This is a genomic window from Planotetraspora sp. GP83, assembly GCF_041262585.1.
Taxonomy (GTDB): Bacteria; Actinomycetota; Actinomycetes; order Streptosporangiales; family Streptosporangiaceae; genus JAOEGB01.
Map to the genome: position 1 here is coordinate 18,717 of NZ_JBGCBZ010000035.1, position 17,802 is coordinate 36,518.

At 69.9% G+C, this 17,802-nt stretch carries 14 protein-coding genes; 8 read left to right on the forward strand and 6 right to left on the reverse strand.

The features are described 5' to 3' along the window. Positions 1-21 precede the first annotated feature (21 nt). Genes ABH927_RS32155 through ABH927_RS32165 form a run of 3 tightly spaced genes read left to right on the forward strand, consistent with a single transcriptional unit; the run spans position 22 to position 5,376 of the window. Positions 22-1,638 carry a trypsin-like peptidase domain-containing protein gene (locus ABH927_RS32155; RefSeq protein WP_370027877.1) on the forward strand — a complete coding sequence of 539 codons (1,617 nt, stop codon included), beginning with the start codon at positions 22-24 and terminating at the stop codon, positions 1,636-1,638. A 1-nt stretch (position 1,639) separates the two neighbouring features. Beyond that, the gene (locus ABH927_RS32160) at positions 1,640-3,895 is read left to right on the forward strand and encodes a tetratricopeptide repeat protein (protein WP_370027879.1); all 2,256 of its coding nucleotides are present in this window, start codon (positions 1,640-1,642) and stop codon (positions 3,893-3,895) included. Then, the gene (locus ABH927_RS32165; protein ID WP_370027881.1) at positions 3,892-5,376 is read left to right on the forward strand and encodes a hypothetical protein; all 1,485 of its coding nucleotides are present in this window, start codon (positions 3,892-3,894) and stop codon (positions 5,374-5,376) included. The genes ABH927_RS32160 and ABH927_RS32165 overlap by 4 nt, the downstream gene beginning before the upstream one ends. On the opposite strand, the gene ABH927_RS32170 is transcribed toward ABH927_RS32165, so the two are convergent. Next, on the reverse strand, positions 5,364-5,630 hold the full coding sequence (locus tag ABH927_RS32170; RefSeq protein WP_370027883.1) for a DUF2399 domain-containing protein: 267 nt from the start codon (positions 5,628-5,630) through the stop codon (positions 5,364-5,366). The genes ABH927_RS32165 and ABH927_RS32170 overlap by 13 nt on opposite strands. A gap of 628 nt (positions 5,631-6,258) precedes the next feature. Between ABH927_RS32170 and rph the strand changes: the two genes are divergently transcribed. Next, complete coding sequence (rph, locus tag ABH927_RS32175) at positions 6,259-8,856, forward strand: rifamycin-inactivating phosphotransferase (protein WP_370027885.1); 2,598 nt, start codon at positions 6,259-6,261, stop codon at positions 8,854-8,856. 497 nt (positions 8,857-9,353) lie between these two features. Continuing rightward, a complete protein-coding gene (locus ABH927_RS32180; protein WP_370027887.1) occupies positions 9,354-9,713 on the forward strand; it encodes a hypothetical protein in 360 nt (119 codons plus the stop codon). 113 nt (positions 9,714-9,826) lie between these two features. On the opposite strand, the gene ABH927_RS32185 is transcribed toward ABH927_RS32180, so the two are convergent. The 5 genes from ABH927_RS32185 to ABH927_RS32205 all read right to left on the reverse strand — a co-directional run bounded on the left by ABH927_RS32185 (position 9,827) and on the right by ABH927_RS32205 (position 14,040). After that, entirely contained in the window at positions 9,827-10,102 is a 276-nt protein-coding gene (locus ABH927_RS32185; RefSeq protein WP_370027888.1) for a hypothetical protein, read from the reverse strand. A 59-nt stretch (positions 10,103-10,161) separates the two neighbouring features. Beyond that, complete coding sequence (locus ABH927_RS32190) at positions 10,162-10,245, reverse strand: hypothetical protein (protein WP_370027958.1); 84 nt, start codon at positions 10,243-10,245, stop codon at positions 10,162-10,164. 450 nt (positions 10,246-10,695) lie between these two features. Continuing rightward, positions 10,696-11,457 (reverse strand): hypothetical protein, encoded by a 762-nt coding sequence (locus ABH927_RS32195; RefSeq protein WP_370027890.1) that lies wholly within the window; start codon positions 11,455-11,457, stop codon positions 10,696-10,698. Between the two features lie 178 nt (positions 11,458-11,635). Beyond that, positions 11,636-13,096 carry a radical SAM protein gene (locus ABH927_RS32200; RefSeq protein ID WP_370027892.1) on the reverse strand — a complete coding sequence of 487 codons (1,461 nt, stop codon included), beginning with the start codon at positions 13,094-13,096 and terminating at the stop codon, positions 11,636-11,638. A 254-nt stretch (positions 13,097-13,350) separates the two neighbouring features. Further along, complete coding sequence (locus ABH927_RS32205) at positions 13,351-14,040, reverse strand: TetR/AcrR family transcriptional regulator (RefSeq protein ID WP_370027894.1); 690 nt, start codon at positions 14,038-14,040, stop codon at positions 13,351-13,353. 97 nt (positions 14,041-14,137) lie between these two features. Between ABH927_RS32205 and ABH927_RS32210 the strand changes: the two genes are divergently transcribed. Genes ABH927_RS32210 through ABH927_RS32220 form a run of 3 tightly spaced genes read left to right on the forward strand, consistent with a single transcriptional unit; the run spans position 14,138 to position 17,702 of the window. Further along, positions 14,138-15,703 carry an acyl-CoA carboxylase subunit beta gene (locus ABH927_RS32210; protein WP_370027896.1) on the forward strand — a complete coding sequence of 522 codons (1,566 nt, stop codon included), beginning with the start codon at positions 14,138-14,140 and terminating at the stop codon, positions 15,701-15,703. After that, entirely contained in the window at positions 15,700-15,918 is a 219-nt protein-coding gene (locus ABH927_RS32215; RefSeq protein ID WP_370027898.1) for an acyl-CoA carboxylase epsilon subunit, read from the forward strand. Before ABH927_RS32210 ends, ABH927_RS32215 begins: the two co-directional genes overlap by 4 nt. Further along, on the forward strand, positions 15,915-17,702 hold the full coding sequence (locus ABH927_RS32220) for a biotin carboxylase N-terminal domain-containing protein (protein ID WP_370027899.1): 1,788 nt from the start codon (positions 15,915-15,917) through the stop codon (positions 17,700-17,702). The genes ABH927_RS32215 and ABH927_RS32220 overlap by 4 nt, the downstream gene beginning before the upstream one ends. Positions 17,703-17,802 lie beyond the last annotated feature (100 nt).

Sequence of the window (17,802 nt, forward strand, 5' to 3'; positions counted from 1 at the left end):
CGATGCGTACCCTTTCGGAATGTGGGAACCGGCCAGGCTCGACAGGGCGACGAACCATGGTGGGTGCGGATAAGGCGGGAGGACAAGATCCTCGGCGCGGGCGTCCTGCTCGGCTCCCACCACGTGCTCACCTGCGCCCATGTGGTCGCCGTGCCCGAGGGTGAGGTCGACGTCGACTTCGTCGGCCTGTCGGACGTCCCGCCGGGACGCGCACGGGTTGCCGAGGGCTGCTGGGTGCCGCCGTACGCCGACGAGCGCGGCGACCTCGCCCTGCTGGAGTTGCGGGAGCCCGCTCCCGGCGGACGGGGCGCCACGCTGCGACGGCTGCCGCCCTGGAATCGCCAGGTCTACACGCGCGGCTTCCCCACGGGCGTCGACAACGGCCTGTGGGTGACGTCGCGGCTCAGCGGCCGGAGCGGCCCCGGCGGCGAATGGATCCAGATGGACGCCGAGCTGCCCGACAGGCGGGTGCGCCGGGGCTTCAGCGGCTCCGCCGTGGCCGACGCCGCCACCCATGACGTCGTGGGGATCGTGGTGGGCGAGTGGCCCCGCGATCCGGGCGGGCACTCGTGGATGATCCCGGTCGACACCATCGTGGGGTATCTCCCGCAGGTCGCCGAGTTCGTGACCGGCGACCCCGCCGTGGATCCCTCCTTCCCCGAGCGCTACGACGCGCGGCCCCAGGACCCCGCCATGGCCAGGCGGATCGCCGGCTTCTTCCAGCGCGGAGCGCCGGGCGAGGTGATGGTCATCGTCACGGGCGGCGCCGGGTCGGCGGTGTCGGCCGCGCTGGCCCGCGCCGTCGTCCTGTCCAACCGGGAGCTTCGCCCCTCGGCCACCGGCCAGGCCGCGGAAATCGGCCCGGACGACACCGTCCCGGCTCCGGGCAGCATCGACCTCGCGCTGGATGTCTCGGGCAAGACAGTCGAGGAGGTGTCCAGGCGCATCGCCGACAGCCTCGGCATCGCGCCCGGCTCTGACGCCGCTCCGGGTGAGCCGGGCGGGGAGCGGGGGCGGGCGGCGCTGGTGATCGACGGCGTGGACGCGGCGGCCGACCCCGACGCCCTGGCGAACGAGGTGCTCAGGCCCCTCGCCGAGCACGACCACCGCATTCTCGTCGGGCTCCGCGAGGAGTCGGAGAAGATCCGCGAGGTGCTGGGCAACGCGTCTGTCCGCCGGCGCCTGGAGGCGCTGGCGGCGCGCGTCGCCGAGGTCACCGCCGAGGAGCGCGCGGCGCGGGAACGTCACCGATACGTCGCCGCCCGCGTCGGGCCCGTGCCGGACGTGCCCAGAGGCGCGGTCGCCCTCCGGCTGCGGGTGGGCGCCGTACGGGCCGCGGCCGACCGGGGCAGACCCGTGCTGCACGAGGTGGCGGCGTGCGAGGCGGAGGCGGAGGAGCTGGCGCGCGAGGCGGCCGCGACCCGGCTGCGCCTCGATGAGCTGCTGGAGGAGCGCAACCGGCTTCGCGGCCTGCTCGACGCCTACCGATCCGAGTCGGGCGGTCAGCGCTCGGAGCGGGAGATCGGCCTGGCCACGCTGTACCGGAGAGCGCACGAGCTGCTGTCCCGGGGGCCGTGCGACCTGCCGGAGGCCGCCCAGTCGGTGGACGACTACCTGCGCGCGCTGCGGAGCCGATGACATGAACGCCGTCTTCCCTACACCATGCGCCCGTCCGAACTGCCCCGGCGCCATCGACAAGACGGGCTTCTGCGACACGTGCGGCCGCCGCGCGCTCCCGGAGTCCGTCTCGACCGACGCGCCCGGCGCCGCGTCCCAGCCGAGGTCCGCCAGCAGCGTGCTGCTCGCGGTGGACGGGCTGGTGTCGCTGCCGGTCACGCCGGGCGACGACCCCTCCAACCGGATCATCACCGACCCCCAGTCGCTGAGCTTCGCCCGGAGGTGCCGCAAGCACGACTGCGGCACCACGATCAGCACGCGGTACGCCGACCAGCCGGCCCTGCTCAAGGGGTTCTGCCCCAAGTGCGGCACCCCCTTCGACTTCACCCCGCGGCTCGCGAACGGCGAGGTCGTGGGCGACCAGTACAAGGTGGTCGGGCCCATCGCCCGCGGCGGGCTCGGCTGGGTATACGTGGCCAAGGACACGCACCTGGACGACAACCACGTCGCGCTCAAGGGGCTGATCGAGCCCAACGACCCGGTCGCCGTCAACCTCGGCATCGCCGAACGCCGCTTCCTGTCCTCCTTGGACCACCCCAACATCGTCCGGATCTACAACTTCGTGACGCACGACGACCCCGAGGCGGGGGACCGGCGCGGCTACATCGTCATGGAGTACCTCAACGGGCGCTCACTGCGTGAGATCCTTCACGACGCTCGCCGTACGGGCGAGGACAGGGAGCCGCTTCCGCTCGAACACGTCCTGGCCTACGGGTACGAGATCCTCCTCGCGCTCGAGTATCTGCACGGCCGCGAGCTTCTGTACTGCGACATGAAGCCGGACAACGTCATCAGGACCGCCAACCGCGTCAAGATCGTCGACATGGGCGGGGTGCGGAGGTTCGACGACCGGGAGTCGCCGATCGTCGGCACGCCCCGCTATCAGGTCAGCCGAGACGAGATCGCGGGGCGAGGCCTGTCCGTCCAGTCGGACGTCTTCAGCGTTGGCAAGATGCTGGAGGAGCTGTTCCGGGCCGCCGACGACTGGCGTCCCGGCGGAGCCGACGCTCCCGGTGAGGCCGGGCTGGCGATCGAGTCGTTCGCGCGACTGGTCAGCCGGGCGACCGACGCGGACTGGAACCGCAGGTTCGCCTCCGCCGCGCGGATGGCCGAGCAGGTGACAGGCGTCCTGCGCGAGTTGCTCGCGCTGCGGACCGGCCGGGAACACGCGGAGCCGTCCACGCTGTTCGCGCCGACGGCGGCGCTGCTGGACGGCGGCCTCAGCACGGTTCCCTCGCTGGAGCGCTGGACCCTGGGCCGGTCCGCCGAAGCGCTGACCGATCTCCGGCCTACGGCGGCGTCCGTAGCCGTCGGTCTGCCCGTGCCGTACGTCGATCCGGGCGATCCGGCCGCGGACCTGCTGGCCACGGTGAGCGCGCCGGACCCGCGCGGTCTCCTCGACCGGTTGTCCGGGGTGGAGCCGGAGTCGGCCGAGGTGGAGTTCCTCCGCTGCCGCGCGCACCTGGAACTTGCCTACCTCGAACTTGCCTACCTGGAACTCGCCGGCCTCGACGGCGCGGAGCGGTGCGCCGCCCGCGCCGAGGCGGCTCTGGGTCCCAAGGCCCGCTTCGACTGGCGTACGGCCTGGCACCGCGGGCTGCTCGCGCTCGCGCGCGACGAGGTACGGCAGGCGCAGAAGCGGTTCGACGCGGTCTACGCGGCGATCCCCGGCGAGATAGCGCCGAAGCTGGCGCTCGGGTACTGCGCGGAGCGGCTGGGGCAGCCAGAGCGGGCCGAGCTCTACTACCAGGCCGTGTGGCGGCGCGACCGCTCGCACGCGAACGCCGCGTTCGGACTGGCCAGGCTGCGCCTTCGCGGCGGCGACAGGGCGGGCGCGGTAGCCGTGCTCGACCAGGTGCCACGGGTGTCGCGGCACCATGACGCGGCCCGGGCAGCCGCCGTCCGGATCTACTCCGAGCCGATGTCCAGCGGCCCGCCGACATGGGAGCAGCTCAGCGAGGCGCGGCGCAGGCTGCCCGCCCTGGTCCTCGACGGGGGAGAGCCGAGAGGCAAGGCGCGGGACCGGCTGACTGCGGCCGTGCTGGAGCAGACCCTGGGCCGGATCCCGCCGTCCGACGACGGTCCCGCCGCCGAGAACGATCTACGCAGAGAGCTGGAGGAGTTGTTCATGCGCCTCGCCAAGCAGGCGGACACAGCCGCCGACAAGGGCGCCCTGGTGGATCTCGCCAACTCCGTGCGGCCGTGGAGCTGGGTGTGAGCAACGAGCTGGAATTCCATCTCGACGTGCGGCAGGGCAAGCACCTGTTCACGGCCAGGACGGAACTGCACGCCTCGCTGGAGGTCTCCGCCGAGGGCTTGGGGGCCGGCGGCCCGGCCGAGGCTCCGGCCGCCCGATGGGCCGAGGTCCTCATCATCGACTGCTCCGGGTCGATGGGCGAGCCCGCGCATGCCCGTCCGGACGCCAGAGGGGCTCGCCCGAAGATCGCCGATGCGAGACGCGCGACCGCCGCCGCCATCGACGTCCTGCCCGACGGAGTGCTCTTCGCCGTCGTCGAGGGCACGGACGGAGCCCGGGTGGTCTATCCGCACGAGCCTCGTCGCGAGCCCCGACACAAGCCGCGCATGGCCGTTGCCACGCCGGAAAGCAGGGCCCAGGCCAAGGCCGCCGTGGCCCGCCTCGTCGACGGCGGCAGCACGCACATCGGAACCTGGCTCACCCAGGCTCTCGACCTGTTCGTGGCGCACCCCGCCGACCTCAGGCACGCGATCCTGCTGACGGACGGTCAGAACATGGAGTCTCCCGGTGCGCTCGAGCAGGCGCTCAAAAGGTGCCAGGGGCAGTTCACGTGCGACGCTCGGGGCATTGGCGAGGACTGGGACGCCGACCAGTTGCTGCGGATCACCTCGGTTCTGCGGGGAGCGGCGGACGCAGTCCTGGACGACTCCGACCTGGAAGCCGAGTTCCGGGCCATGACCCGGACAGCCCTTCGGAAGGTGACCGCGGACCTGCTGATCCGCGTCACGACCACGCCGCCCGCGAAGCTTCGCTTCATCACGCAGGTGCACCCCACCATGTCCGACCTCACCGAACACGCGGTCGCGCTCAGCGACCGGGTCACGGAGGTCTCCACCGGCCCCTGGGGCGACGAGGTCAGGGAGTATCAGGTGGGGTTCGAGGTCACGAGCGCGGATGCGCCCCTCTTCGAGGACCTTCGGGTCGCGCGGATCGATCTGGTGGTGGGCGAGGAGACGCGTGCGGATCCCGGCCTCGTGCTGGTCCACTGGACCGACGAGAACGTCCCCACCTGGGTGGATCCCCGTTCCACTCACTACACGGCGTACGTCGACCTGAGCCAGGCCGTGGACGCCGGATTGCACGCGTACGGCCAGGGCGACGAGACCGCCGCGAAAGCGGCCTGGGGCCGCGCCGTCAAGCTGGCCGGCGAAACCGGTGACCGGAAGGTCCTCGACCAGCTACAACGGTTCGTGGAGATCGTCGACCTCGCGGCCGGCGAGGTCAGCCTCAGAACCGACATCAGCAGATATGACGTCCAGGTGGTCAAGGTCGCCGTGACCCATACATCCCGGTACCCGGGCGACACCGACCCCCCATCCCCGGCTCCTTCACCTCCGCAGGAGGACACCGTCTCTCCCTGGACCTGCGAGTGCGGCCGGATCTCCCCCGGAACCGCCCTCTTCTGCACCCAATGCGGCCGCCGCCCAGCTCAGAGCGCCTGAGATCCCTCGCCGTACCGCCGGCGGCCGGATGGTCCCGCTGCCAGGTCGGTGAGCAAATCGGGGAGGACGAGCTCCTCCCCGACCCGTGCGGCGCGCCGCGTCATCGCGTGGGCCAGTTCCGGATCCCAGGGCGTCGCACAGGCAGGGCCGGTCAGTGGCGCCGATGAGGGCACCGCCTCGTAGGAGGAGGTGTCGAACCGCCACGGCAGGAAGCCGAGCCGTTCGTGGACCGCCGAGGCGATGGCGGCGACCACTCGGCGGACGTCCGCTCCGCCCTCGCTCGCGTACGGTTTTCCCGCCCAGCGCTCGCGCCGCCGACAGCCAAGAGGCCGCTGATGGGGTCAGCTGTATCGCTGCCCCCGTGTTCGGCGGCCGTGGCCACCGGCGTCTGAGAGTGCCAGGGCGCTGCGGCGGTCGTGGGGGTCCGGCACCCGCCGGAGGTACCCGGCACGCTCCAGGCGGTCGAAGGATCTCAGCTCGCGGCGGACGACCAAAAGCAACGTAAGAAGACTAACTTCCCGCCACTTCTACCGTATAGCGCACAGGGGGGCTTGCGGCAAGACCCGGGTCCTGCCGCAGAATCGGCGGCCGGACACAGCACCGACGAGGAAATGGGGGGCACGACGTGGGTGTGTTGTCGATGTACGGGGAACGTGGCGACCTCGAACCGCTGATGAGATTGGCGGTGCGGTTGCGGGCGCTTGACGCGGAGGTGCGGGGGTGCGCGCCGCCCGACCGGGCGCGGCGGCCGGCCGACTCGTCAGAGGGAAGCCAACCAGACATGAGGACGTGCCGAACAAGAGGTTCGACACAGATCGAGGCGCCGGTGATTCGATCGGCCAGTGCGGTGCGACGGAGCACGGCTGCCTCGGAGGTGTCGCGATGATCGAGCGGTACGTGTTGGATCTTCAGGACGTTGACGAGGCGCGGGTCGCGGTCGTTGGCGGCAAGGCCGCGCACCTGGGCGGGCTGTCGCGGATCGAGGGCATCCGCGTGCCGGCTGGGTTTTGCGTGACGACGGCCGCCTTCCGGCGGATCATGGCGGAAGCGCCGTCGATCGACGATCGGCTCGATCAGCTGTCGCGCCTGAATCCGGATGACCGGGAGGCGATCCGCACGCTCAGCGCGGAGATCCGCCGGATCATCGAAGGGATTGCCATCCCGGGCGATCTGGCGGCGGCGATCACCCGCGCGCTCGCCCAGCTCGGTGAGCAAGCCGCCTACGCCGTGCGATCCAGCGCGACGGCAGAGGACATGCCGACGGCCTCCTTCGCCGGCCAGCAGGACACGTACCTGAACGTCGTGGGGCTGGCCGCGATCCTCCAGCACGTCAGCCGGTGCTGGGCGTCGCTGTTCACCGAGCGGGCCGTGACCTACCGCCTGCGCAACGGTATCGGCCACCGTACGGTCCACATGGCCGTGGTCGTGCAGCGGATGGTCTTCCCGGATGCGGCCGGCATCCTGTTCACGGCCGACCCCGTCACGGGCAACCGGAAGGTCGCCACCGTGGACGCCAGCTTCGGCCTCGGCGAGGCCCTGGTTTCCGGCCTGGTGAACCCGGATGTCTTCAAGGTGCGCGACGGCGAGGTCGTCGCCGAGGCGGTCGCCGCCAAACAGCGTGCCGTTCAGGCCCTGCCGGCTGGCGGGACGCAGGAAGTGGCGATCGACCCGCAGCGGCAGGAGCAGCCGGCGCTGACGGATGCGCAGGTCGTGCGGCTCGTGCAGCTCGGGCGGCGGATCGAAGCGCATTTCGGCCGCCCGCAGGACATCGAATGGTGCCTGGTCGACGATGACTTCCAGATCGTGCAGAGCCGGCCAATCACCACGCTGTTCCCCATCCCCGCGGCCCGCGACCGGGAGAACCACGTCTACCTCTCCGTTGGTCATCAGCAGATGATGACCGACCCCATGAAGCCACTGGGGCTTTCGGTGTGGCAGCTGACGGCCATGGCGCCGATGCACGAGGCCGGCGGGAGGCTGTTCGTCGACGTCACCCGGCGCCTGGCCTCGCCCGTGGGCCGCGCTGGCCTCCTGGAGATGGCGGGGAGGTCCGATCCGCTGATCAGGGACGCGCTGGAGACCGTCCTCGACCGCCACGACTTCGTCCTGGCGCTCCCGGAGGCTGGTCCCGGCGGGCCGCCGGCCGGCGGCGCGTCCGCCCCGATCGAGACCGATCCGGCCATCGTCACCGAGCTGATCGAGCGTAGCCAGGCGTCCATCGCCGCCCTGCGGCGCGACATCCGGACGAAGAGCGGACCGGCGCTGTTCGACTTCCTGCTGGAGGCCTTCCAGGAGCACAAGCGGGTCCTCAGTGATCCATTGAGCATGCAGGCGATCATGGCGGGGATGGAGGCCACCTGGTGGCTCAACGACCGGCTGCGGGAATGGCTGGGCGAGAAGAACGCGGCCGACACGCTCACGCTGTCCGCCCCCGGCAACGTCACGTCGGAGATGGGACTGGCGCTGCTCGACGTCGCGGACGTGATCCGCCCGCATCCGGAGGTGGTGGCGTTCCTGCAGGGCGTCGAGGACGACGGCTTCCTGGACGAGCTGCCGAAGTTCGCGGGCGGGACCGAAGCGCGCGACGCCATCGAGGCCTACCTCGACCGGTACGGCATGCGCTGCGTCGGCGAGATCGACATCACGAGGCCGCGTTGGCGCGAACGCCCCACCACGCTCGTGCCCGTGATCCTCGACAACGTCAGGAACTTCGAGCCGGGCGCCGCCAAGCGGCGCTTCGAGCAAGGACGGCAGGAGGCGCAGAAGAAGGCGCAGGAGGTGCTCGAACGCCTGCGGGCACTGCCGGACGGGGAGCACAAGGCCGACGAGACCAAGCGGATGATCGACCGGGTCCGGACCTTCATCGGCTACCGGGAGTACCCGAAGTACGGCATCGTCAGCCGCTACTTCGTCTACAAGCAGGCCTTGCTGGAAGAGGCCGAGCGCCTCGTGCAGGCCAACGTGCTTCCCGAGAAGGAGGACGTCTTCTACCTCACGTTCCAGGAGCTCCACGACGTCGTGCGCTCGAAGCAGGTGGATGACAAGCTAATTCAGCAGCGCAAGGACGCGTTCCGGTCGTACCACGCGCTCACGCCGCCCCGGGTGCTGACATCGGATGGCGAGGTCATCGCCGGGGCGTACCGACGCGACGACGTGCCGACCGGCGCCCTGATCGGCCTACCGGTCTCCGCCGGGACCATCGAAGGGCGCGCCCGCGTCATCCTGGACATGGCCCAGGCTGATCTCGAACCGGGTGACATCCTTGTCACGGCCCACACGGACCCGAGCTGGACGCCCCTCTTCGTCGCCATCACAGGCCTGGTGACGGAGGTCGGAGGATTGATGACACACGGCGCAGTGATCGCACGGGAGTACGGCCTGCCGGCTGTCGTCAGTGTGGTAGATGCCACCCGGCTGATTCCCGATGGGCAGCGGATCCGCGTGCACGGAAGCGACGGGTACGTCGAGATTCTGCCTTGACTGACCACTCACCGAGAAGGCCCATCTGCCTTGCCAAGCACATATTTTCCAAGCGGCACTGCCCTGCTCGGCATCCGGATCCGCCGCTGAGCGTGCTGTGGTTGGTGATGTCGACCTGGCGACGCTGCGCCGCGACGCCCACGAGGTGCTCCACTCTGAACGCAGACGGCGACTATGGCGGACTGAGCTCACAGCGGCACGAACCACCGATCCGGACTGGCAGAACGCCCGGGAGCGGTTCCTACACCATCACCCCCGCACTCTTCGGCCGCTGGGCGGGCGTCGGAGATCCGAGTGCGGGACACGTCCGGCTCTGCCGATGAGAGAACGAATGTGGTGTCGGCCCAGGGTCCGGGAATCGAGCACGTCTGGTACCACCTGTGGCAGCATCAGGATCGTGTGACGCGCCATTCGGATGAGGTCGACGATGTTTGGTGAACTCGGTGCCACGTGGACCACGGTGCTGGGGCCAGACCCTTCTGTAGGAAGGAGGATGCATGGCACTGGGGCGAGTACTAGTGGTCGGTCTCGATCCCGCCATGATCCCGGGCTGGGACGCTGAGCCGGTCAAGGCGGCGATAACACGTGGTCAGGCCCGTTTTGGCGATCATGGCATCGAGGCCGACTTGTGCTTGGTGGCACTCGACGAGAACGCCGAAGGAGCGATCGTGGAGGCGCTGACCCGAAAGGACTACGCCTGCGTGGTTATTGGGGGCGGTATCCGCAAGCACGAGCCGTTGCTCGAGTTCTTCGAGAAGGTGGTCAACCTGGTCCGGCAGCATGCGCCCGGCGCGGCCATCGCCTTCAATAGCAGCCCCGAGGACAGCGCCGACGCCGCACTGCGGTGGCTGCGGTAGCCCAACAGGGCAACAGGGTCGGCCAGCGCCATTTAGGCCGGTTGCCACCGCGCTCGGTGGGCCCGCGCGTGCAATGCTGGGCTGCAACGCGCTCTTATGCCGCATTGGTCTACTCATAGGCACTGCCCGCAGAGGCGCGTGTCGCCACCGACGGCGTTGCGCGCGTACGATTCGAGCTCCTCCCGCGCGCCGCAGATTTCCCTGTAGTCCTTGGTGCAGGCAGATCCGCCGGTCGGCAGAAGGCTGATGCTTCGGCAGGTGGCGCGATGGAGGACCAGGTATGTCGAAGTGGGCCTGCGATAGGTGTTGAGCACGAAGCCATTCGGATGAACGGCGAGCCACGCGAGATAGCCGGGATCATCGTCGATGAAGTCTTGCATGTCGGCCATGGTTGCAGTCCGCGCCCGCCCGAACGGTTGGGTAGGCCGTACCACGAGGTGCCCGAAGGTCACGGGTCCTTTTCGGTACGGCCCCCCGCCGAACCGACGAGGTCGCCGTCGCGGGTCACATGCTTGCCGTTCGACTCCATCATGAGCTGCTGGAGGTAGGCGCCACCGCGGCGGTCAGGAACAACGCCAGCGTCTTGACCGCGGCATAGGCGGCATGGTGCCAGTCACCGATCGGGGCGTCGCCGAAGCTGTTCACGCCTGACCCCCTCAGCCGACGGCGGCGACGGCGTACAACCGCCGCCACGGGGGTCATGTTCCTTCGGTGCCGTGGCCGGCTCCCACCTCTGTCGGTGGCCGGAGCGTTGCCCTTGCTTTCTGACCTGCCGTCCTGTCACATACACACGACCTAGCGTGGCAACTATGACAAGCAACGGTGATGTTCTGGCAGCGGGCCGTACCCAGTTCATCACCGGTGTTTCCCAGAGCCTGGGCGTCCAACCAGGTCGGGGTGAGCCGGCGCGCCACTACGATCCCGCAGGCAAGCTCGCCGACGAGGTTCGTCGGCCGGTACGTCCTCGACGGCGCGTTGGACGTCAGGCGAAGCGCTCGATCGTCACGGGAATCAGCCCTTCGAAACGCATCACCGTGGTCAGCTCCCGCAGCAGAGGCCTCGTGATGTCGCGGGATCGGTCGCCCAGGCAGGCGGTCAGGTCGAGGCACCAGGCCACGCCAGGGCCGATCCGGCGAAGATCCCAGGTGAACAGGTCGTGGGCCACCCGCAGGCGAGCAGTGCCGACTACGCGAGCCCGCGGATCCGCGAAGTCATCGGCAAGCGTCATCTGCCAGACCCTCTGTAGGTATGCCAGGCCGTCCTTGCCCAGTTCGTTGGCGAACAGGATCCGGTAGACCCGCTTGTCGTGGAACCCCTCGGGCACTTCCGGAGGGCTGAGCCGTAGCGGAGCCGAGCCGGTCAACGGCTGACAGTCGTGGAAGTAGGTCCGCAATGTCGTCTCGTCGGGAAGCTCACCCGCGCCGAGCCGACGGTAGACGATCTCAGCATCGCGTCGCTGGACCGCGACGATCCGGGCGCGCAGTTCCGGATCGCTGCGCATTCCGCGGCCGAAGGCCGCCGAACTCCACCAGCCGCCATCCGCCGAGGTCCACGCGGCGTTGTTCAGGCCGGTCGCCGTGTGGTCATCGGCGAGCATGAACTCCTCAACGGCGATTCCATCCGGCTGTGCCGATGGATCGTCGCCCGGGGTCTCAGGAAAGATCAAATAGTAGTCGAGCGCTGGCTGTGGCGTGCACGCGCCGATAGCCGTCGTCTCCCCGAACCGGCGCATGTCAGTCGTCATACGCCACATCCTTCCGTTTGCCGCGGGCCGGCGCGGGCGGAGCGCCCTCCCTCATACTTGGGATCTACAGCGTAAAGGCACAGTGCTGGGCAGCGTAAAGGCTCTCCCGCCGCTGCATGATCCAGGCGTCGCGGCCGGCACTCTGTCGAATTCCGGCAGGGGAGCCTGCCTGGCGTCCTCAGCGACCGACTCGAGGAACTTCGGGTTGAGCCCGTCGATCAGGTCGCTCGTCCGGGGGAACGGCCCGCGACCGGGGCGCCCCGCCGTCCGAGCGGCGTGCGCCGAAACTTCCCAGAAGCGTTTCGAGTAAGGGCAGAGCGCGCGTCACCTGCCGCGCCCGGATGGCCACGTCCCACAGCGGCTCCAACTTCTTCCACCCGCCCGCATAGGTGAGGTGGCGCAGCCGGTCGCCCAGGAGCGGCTTGGTGGCCGCGCCGCGCCAGATCGCGCTCCACCGGTAGAAGTCCCGGTAGGCCCGCCAGTACCCGTCCTCGAGCTGCTGGGCGCTCATTCCCACCGGCCGGTACACGACGTGCCGCGTGTCGTACCGGTCCCAGTCCTGGTGCAGCATCCGGCCCTCGGCCGCCATCCGCTGGTACAGGGCGGTGCCCGGGTATGGGGTCATGATGTGGAACGTGGCGGTCTCGATGCCCTGCTCGACCGCCCATTGGACGGTACGGTCGAACACGTCGGGCCGGTCCCCGTCCATGCCGAACACGAAGCTGGCGTTCACCATCACGCCCAGGTCGTGCAGCCGCCGTACCACCGTGGCGTAGTCGCGGCCGATGTTCTGCCGCTTGCGCTGCGCCGCCAGGTTGTCCCCGTTGATGGTTTCGAAGCCGACGAACAGGCTGCGCAGTCCTGCGGCGACCGCCTGCTCCAACAGCCCCGGGGCGAGCACCGAGTCGACCGTACCGGCGGCCTGCCAGAGCCGCCCCATCCCGGCCATTCCGGCGAAGAGCGCCTCGGCGAAGCGCCGGTTGCCCAGGAGGTGGTCGTCGAGGAAGTACAGATGCCGCCCGGGCAGCCGGTCGATCTCGGCCAGCGCCGCGTCCACGGTCTGCGTGTAGAAGGACCGGCCACCGGTGAAGAACGCGTCCTTGTAGCAGAAGTCGCAGTGGTGCGGGCAGCCCCGCGAGACCACGATCGAGTTGGGCACCAGGTACCGGCGCCGGTCGATCAGGTCCCGCCGTACCGGCGGAAGGTCGGTCAGCGTCCGGCGGGTCGAGTGGTAGCGGGCTCGCGGGTGTCCATGGCGGAAGTCGGCCAGGAACTCGGGCCAGGTGTCCTCTCCCGGGCCGGTGACGATGGTGTCCGCGTGCGCGGCGGCCTCCTCGGGCAGGGAGGTGACGTGCAGCCCGCCCATCACCACGTACACGCCTCGGGCCCGGTACGCGTCGGCGAGTTCGTACGCCCGGCGGGCCGAGGTGATGTAGGGCTGGATCACCGCCAGGTCGGGACGGTCGTCGTCCAGGCGCAGCCGCTGGACGTGCTCGTCCCAGATCCGCACCTCGTCGTCGTCGCGCAGGTAGCCGGCCAGGGTGGCGAGCCCCAGGGGCGGGAACAGCGAGTACTTGACCGGCCGGAACAGCGGGCTGGTGGCCTCGGTCAGTGCCGGCAGCACCATGGTGACGCGCATGCTCCGGATGTTAGAGAGCAGATGTGGAGCCCCTGGGCTTGTCGTGTGCCAACCCGGTGCAGATCTCGCACATGCATTAAGACCGAGCGGTTCGAGAAGTGCGTCGCGACCCCCAAGCTGATGTCCTGCCGCCATGCGTTGCGGCCCGAGCGCCCCTGGCGGCCGGGTCGCGACGACCCGGGTCATCGACGGGGACCGCCCGGCGCCCCTGGCCGCACGTAGTCTGTCGTTGGTCGATTTCATGCTGGGGTCGCTCAGGAAGGCGCGTGGAGCTGCGCCCGGATGGCGTCCATGACGGTGTCCGGCGACGCTGAGCTTCGGAAGGTCGCCACGACGATCTGGCCGGTGTCGTGGTCGCGCTCGTCCCGTGATTTCTCCAGATGCCGAAATGTCGTGATGACATATTGGAGGGCGTGGTCCAGAGGCCCGAACGGGTCGTGGCGGCCGTTGTCCCGGAGCCATCCGCGTAGCACCTGGTTGTGCGCCGCCACGACGGAGGCGGCCATGAGCTCGGCGCGCAGGGCGGCATCGGGGGAGTCCCCGAGCCAGTCGCCGACGAACTCCCGGAACAGGCGCTGGTAGCGGGCGACGCTGACGATCTCCCGATCGCGGAGCGCGGGGACCTTGCCGACCAGGCGGTAGCGCTGGAGTGAGACCTCGGCGTCCTCCACGTAGCGCGTCAGCACGATGCGGACGGCGTCGCACACGGCCACGATCGCGGTGTCGGCGGTCGAGGCGGCGAGGCGCGCCCGCACCTGGTCGAGCAGGGCGTCGTGGTCCGGGAAGATCACGTCTTCCTTGGACCGGTAACACCGGAAGAACGTGCTGCGGCTCACGCCGGCTCTGGCGGCGATGTCGTCGACCGTCGTCTCGTCGTAGCCGCGCTCGTCGAAGAGCGCCGTCGCCGCCTCGGCGAGTCGCTGGCTGACAGGTGATCGGGGCATCCGCTCAGTCTCCCAGGCCCGGGGGTTGTCCGCCGTCCTGAAACTCAGTATCGTCCATGTAAAACTGAGTTTCAATCCGCGATCCGAGTGGTGATCAATGAATCGGCACACGACGGCGAGCAGGCTGGCCGCGCTCGACGACCGGCTGCACCAGGCCGTACACGTCAATGCCGCCCGGGCCGCCGAGAAGCAGCACGCCAAGGGCAGGCTGAGCGCGCGGGAGCGGATCGAGCGGCTGCTCGACCCGGGGTCGTTCGTCGAACTGGACGCGCTCGCCCGGCACCGCAGCACCGCCTTCGGCCTGGACGGGAACCGGGTGGACGGCGACGGCGTGATCACGGGTCACGGCACGGTCGACGGCCGTGCCGTGTGCGTCTTCGCCCAGGACTTCACCGTCTTCGGCGGCAGTCTCGGCGAGGTCTACGGCGAGAAGATCTGCAAGGTCATGGATCTCGCGCTGAGAACCGGATCGCCGATCATCGGAATCAACGAGGGCGCCGGGGCGCGCATCCAGGAGGGCGTGGTCTCGCTCGGGCTCTACGGCGAGATCTTCCGCAGGAACGTCCACGCCTCGGGTGTGATCCCGCAGATCTCGCTCATCATGGGCGCCTGTGCCGGCGGCCATGTCTACTCGCCGGCCCTCACCGACTTCACCGTCATGGTCGAGGGGACCTCGCACATGTTCGTCACCGGCCCCGACGTCATCAAGACGGTTACCGGCGAGGACGTCAGCTTCGAGGAGCTCGGCGGGGCGCGGACCCACAACACCAGAAGCGGCAACGCCCACTACCTGGCCGACGACGAGGACGACGCGCTCGACTACGTCAAGGCGCTGCTGTCCTATCTGCCGCGCAACAACCTGGACGATGCTCCGGCGGAGGGACACGAGGCGGACCTGGAGATCGGCGAGACCGACCGAGGGCTCGACACGCTCGTGCCCGACTCGCCGAACCAGCCCTATGACATGCGGATCATCATCGAGTCGATCCTCGACGACGCGAACTTCCTCGAAGTGCAGGCCCTGTTCGCGCCCAACATCATCGTGGGCTTCGGCCGTGTCGACGGCCAGCCCGTGGGTGTCGTCGCCAACCAGCCCATGCAGTTGGCCGGCATCCTCGACATCAACGCCTCGGAGAAGGCCGCCCGGTTCGTTCGGACCTGTGATGCCTTCAACGTCCCCGTGCTCACGCTCGTCGACGTCCCCGGCTTCCTGCCGGGCACCGATCAGGAGTGGAACGGGATCATCCGCCGCGGGGCCAAGCTCCTGTACGCCTACGCCGAGGCCACCGTCCCGCTGCTGACCGTCATCACCCGCAAGGCGTACGGCGGGGCGTACGACGTCATGGGGTCCAAGCACCTCGGCGCGGACGTCAATCTCGCCTGGCCGAGCGCGCAGGTCGCCGTCATGGGAGCCCAGGGGGCGGTGAACATCCTCTACCGCAAGGAGCTGGCTTCGGCCGCCGATCCGGAGGCCCTGCGCGCCAAGCTGGTCGCCGAGTACGAGGACACGCTGGCCAACCCCTACCAGGCCGCCGAGCGCGGCTACGTCGACGCCGTGATCCCGCCGCGCGAGACCCGGCGGGAGATCGTCCGGTCCCTGCGGCTGCTGCGGAGCAAGCGGGCGGCCCTCCCGCCCAAGAAGCACGGGAACATCCCGCTTTGAGCGAGGCACTGATCGTCGGGGGACGCCCGACGGCCGAGGAACTGGCCGCGCTCCTGACAGCGCTCGCCGTGATGTGGAAGTCCGCGGACGGCCCCGCCCCGGCGCCCCCGGGCCGCCACGGCTGGGCGGTCCGGCACCGCGCGCTGCGCACGCCCCTGACCGCCGGGCCGGGTGCCTGGCGTGGATCGATGTGGAAGCTAGGAGGCCTTCGATGACCCACTCCCGGACCCACTCCCGGGCACCCCGCACGGTGCTGGTCGCCAACCGAGGGGAGATCGCCGTTCGCATCATCCGTGCCTGTAAGGATGCCGGCATGGGCAGCGTGGCCGTCTACGCCGACCCCGACCGCGACGCCGTCTTCGCGCGCATGGCAGACGAGGCCTACGCTCTCGGCGGAGCCACGCCGGCGGAGACCTACCTGTCGATCGACAAGATCCTCGACATCGCCCGGCGCTCCGGAGCCGACAGCGTGCACCCCGGCTACGGGTTCCTCGCCGAGAACTCGGCCTTCGCCCAGGCAGTGATGGACGCGGGCCTGATCTGGATCGGCCCGCCGCCCGCCGCGATCGACGCCCTCGGCGACAAGGTCCAGGCCCGGCACATCGCGCAGCGAGTCGGCGCGCCGCTGGTCGCGGGCACGGCCGACCCGGTGTCCGGCGCGGACGAGGTCGTGGCCTTCGCCAGAGAGCACGGTCTGCCGATCGCGATCAAGGCGGCGTACGGCGGAGGCGGCCGCGGACTGAAGGTCGCCCACACGATCGAGGAGATCCCCGCCCTGTACGAGTCGGCCGTCCGCGAGGCCGTGACCGCCTTCGGCCGGGGTGAGTGCTTCGTCGAGCGCTACCTGGACCGGCCGCGGCACGTCGAGACGCAGTGCCTGGCCGACCGGTACGGCAAGGTGGTCGTGGTCTCCACCCGCGACTGCTCTCTCCAACGCCGCCACCAGAAGCTGGTCGAGGAGGCGCCGGCGCCGTTCCTGACGGCCGAGCAGACGCGCGTCCTGTACGAGTCGTCCAAGGCGATCCTGCGGGAAGCCGGATATGTCGGGGCCGGCACCTGTGAGTTCCTCGTGGGCCAGGACGGCGCCATCTCCTTCCTTGAGGTCAACACCCGGCTGCAGGTCGAGCACCCGGTCACCGAGGAGGTCACGGGCATCGACCTGGTGCGGGAGATGTTCAGGATCGCCGCGGGGGAGCCGCTCGGATACGACGACCCCGAGGTGCGCGGCCACGCGATCGAGTTCCGGATCAACGCCGAGGACGCCGGCCGCGGCTTCCTCCCCGCTCCCGGGACGCTGACCCGCTGGCAGCCCCCGTCCGGGCCCGGGGTGCGGCTGGATGGCGGCTACGCCGAGGGCGAGACGGTCCCCGGCGCCTACGACTCCCTCCTGGCCAAGCTCATCGTCACCGGCCGGGACCGCACCCAGGCCCTTGAGCGCGGACGCAGGGCCGTGGCCGAGTTCGTGGTCGAAGGGATGCCCACAGTGCTCCCGTTCCATCGTGCCGTGCTCGACGACCCCGCGTTCGTGGGAGACGGCCGGTCGTTCGGCGTTCACACCAGATGGATGGAAACGGAGTTCGACAACACCATTCCTCCCTACGAGGGCGGGATCGAAGCCGCCGAGCCCGGCGAGCGGGAACGTCTGGTCGTCGAAGTCGGGGGAAAGCGCCTGGAGGTCGTCCTCCCGGCTGGGCTGGGCATCCACCGGCAGACGGCCGGCAACGGGCGCGGCGGGAGGCCCGCGCGTGCGGGCCGGGGAAGGCCGGGTGCCGCCGCGAGCGGCGACGCGCTGACCTCTCCCATGCAGGGGACCATCGTCAAGGTGGCCGTGGAGGACGGCGCGACCGTCTCCGAGGGCGACCTCGTCGTGGTGCTCGAAGCCATGAAGATGGAGCAGCCGCTGACGGCGCACAAGGCCGGCACTGTGACCGCCCTGTCCGCCGTCGTCGGCGCGACGGTCACCGCGGGCTCGCCGATCTGCGAGATCAAGGACAACTAGAGAGCCGGCCAGGTAACCCGTCGCCGTGATCATGCGGGGTTTCCCGGAAGCTCGGGGACGTGGGGTTCCCCGGATCGTGATCATGCATGGACCCTAGTCA